Here is a 2269-nt window from a genome sequence, read left to right as displayed (position 1 = left end):
CGAACAGCCACGGTGTGGACAATCTAGTCAAAACCATTCAATCCGAAGAGTTTAAGCAGGGTTTCTCGTTCACGAATCTGGTAGACTTTGACGCCCTCTACGGACACCGCCGCGATCCGCAGGGCTACCGTGACTGCCTGCAGGAGTTTGACAGCCGGCTGCCGGAAATCATCGACAGCATGCGCGAGGATGATCTGCTGATGATTACAGCGGATCATGGCAATGACCCGACCTATGCGGGAACAGACCATACGCGTGAGTATATCCCGCTTTTGGTCTTTGGCAAATCACTCAAAGGCCACGGCCATCTGCCCATCGGTCATTTTGCGGATATTTCAGCGACGGTTGCGGAGAACTTTGGCGTGGACAAGGCTATGATCGGCCAAAGCTTCCTCAATGAATTGGTCTAAGCGAAAGGAAAAGGGATGACAACTTTATCTGAAAAAATCAAAGAAACAGCTGCTTTTTTACAGGAAAAGGGCATGACAGCACCTGCGTTTGGTCTTATCTTAGGATCCGGCTTGGGAGAGCTGGCTGATGAGATTGAGAATGCCATCAGCCTAGACTATGCGGATATTCCCAACTGGGGCCGCTCAACGGTGGTCGGCCATGCGGGCAAGCTGGTCTATGGCGACTTGGCTGGCCGTAAGGTTCTTGCTCTGCAGGGACGTTTCCACTTTTACGAGGGCAATCCGATGGAAGTCGTGACCTTCCCTGTCCGTGTCATGAAGGCACTGGGTGCAGCCGGTGTGATTGTCACCAACGCAGCGGGCGGCATTGGCTACGGTCCCGGAACGCTCATGGCCATTTCAGACCATATCAATATGACCGGCCAAAATCCGCTGATTGGCGCTAATCTGGACGAGTTTGGCCCGCGCTTTCCTGATATGTCAGATGCTTACACCAAGGCCTACCGTGAGAAAGCACACGCTGTGGCTGAAAAGCTGGGTATTGACCTGCAGGAAGGAGTCTATCTGGGTGTGACCGGTCCGACCTATGAGACACCGGCCGAAATCCGCGCCTTCCAAACGCTGGGAGCCAGTGCGGTCGGTATGTCAACGGTGCCGGAAGTCATCGTGGCAGCTCACTCCGGCCTCAAAGTGCTGGGGATTTCAGCCATTACCAACTTTGCAGCAGGCTTCCAAAGCGAGCTCAACCATGCAGAAGTTGTAGAAGTGACCGAGCGGATTAAGGAAAACTTCAAAGGCTTTGTCAAGGCTGTGCTGACTGAGCTGTAAAAGTCCGCAGAAAGGAGCTTGGGATGCGCGTTCATTTTGTTTTACATGAGTCCTTTGAGGCTCCGGGTACTTATCTGGATTGGGCCCAGACGCGGGGACATGAGATTTCCATGACAAAAGTTTACCAATCTGAGCAGCTTCCGCAAACAGCTGATGCTATTGATTTTCTGATTGTCATGGGTGGTCCGCAGTCTCCGGATCCAGACTTGGAAGCCTTCCCTTACTATCATCCTGAGGAAGAAATCAAGCTCATCCGCTCTGCCCTGTCTAAGGACAGGTATATCTTAGGCATCTGTCTGGGGGCTCAGCTGCTCTCGCAGGCCTATGGTGCTCAGTACGAGCCTAGTCCGGAGCGGGAGATAGGCAATTATCCGATTGAGCTGACAGCTGAAGGGCTGAAAGACCAGCACCTTCAGCATCTTGGTGAGCAGCTTGTCGTCGGTCACTGGCATGGGGATATGCCGGGCTTGATCCAAGGGGCTCAGGTGCTTGCGACCAGCCAAGGATGTCCGCGCCAGATTGTCCGCTTTTCTCCCAAGCACTACGCTTTTCAGGCGCACCTAGAGCTGACTCATGAGCTGGTTGAGCTGTTAATCGCCGCAGAAGGCAGAGAAGCCCTGCTTGCCCAAAGCCAGTGTCATCCTTTTATCCAAACTCCTGAAGAAATCCTGCATTACCATTACGCAGAGATGAATGAAAAACTAGGTGCTTTTCTTGACTCCCTGACCGAAAGCACCTCCTCCACATCAGCAGAATAAAAAGAAAGGGCAGGCTTAGGCCTGTAATCATGATTATGTCTATCCATATCGCTGCTCAGCAAGGCGAAATTGCTGACAAAATCCTCCTGCCGGGCGATCCGCTTCGGGCAAAATTCATCGCAGAAAACTTCCTAGAAGATGCGGTCTGCTTCAATGAAGTCCGCAATATGTTCGGCTACACCGGAACTTACAAGGGCCACCGGGTTTCTGTCATGGGGACCGGGATGGGCATGCCTTCTATCTCCATCTATGCCCGTGAGCTGATCGTGGACT

The 2269-nt window shown here is 52.7% G+C and carries 2 protein-coding genes and 2 pseudogenes; all 4 read left to right on the top strand.

Annotated elements, in window-relative coordinates:
* Nucleotides 1–410: pseudogene (locus STRDD11_RS11395) on the top strand (phosphopentomutase); the annotation flags it as partial.
* Between the two features lie 15 nt (nucleotides 411–425).
* On the top strand, nucleotides 426–1238 hold the full coding sequence (locus STRDD11_RS11390) for a purine-nucleoside phosphorylase (protein ID WP_128837399.1): 813 nt from the start codon (nucleotides 426–428) through the stop codon (nucleotides 1236–1238).
* 23 nt (nucleotides 1239–1261) lie between these two features.
* Nucleotides 1262–1996: a glutamine amidotransferase-related protein gene (locus STRDD11_RS11385; protein ID WP_128837398.1), complete on the top strand. Its 735-nt coding sequence runs from the start codon at nucleotides 1262–1264 to the stop codon at nucleotides 1994–1996.
* A gap of 35 nt (nucleotides 1997–2031) precedes the next feature.
* Nucleotides 2032–2269 (top strand): annotated as a pseudogene (locus STRDD11_RS11380) (purine-nucleoside phosphorylase); the annotation flags it as partial.

Source organism: Streptococcus sp. DD11, assembly GCF_001578865.1.
GTDB classification, from domain to species: Bacteria; Bacillota; Bacilli; order Lactobacillales; family Streptococcaceae; genus Streptococcus; species Streptococcus panodentis.
The sequence above is the reverse complement of the archived record's forward strand: the minus strand, read 5'-3'. Positions and strand labels throughout refer to the sequence as shown.

Bases quoted from the DNA above. Each gene is read 5' to 3' on its own strand.
- STRDD11_RS11390 (WP_128837399.1), top strand. From the start codon at position 426: ATGACAACTTTATCTGAAAAAATCAAAGAAACAGCTGCTTTTTTACAG.
- STRDD11_RS11385 (WP_128837398.1), top strand. From the start codon at position 1,262: ATGCGCGTTCATTTTGTTTTACATGAGTCCTTTGAGGCTCCGGGTACT.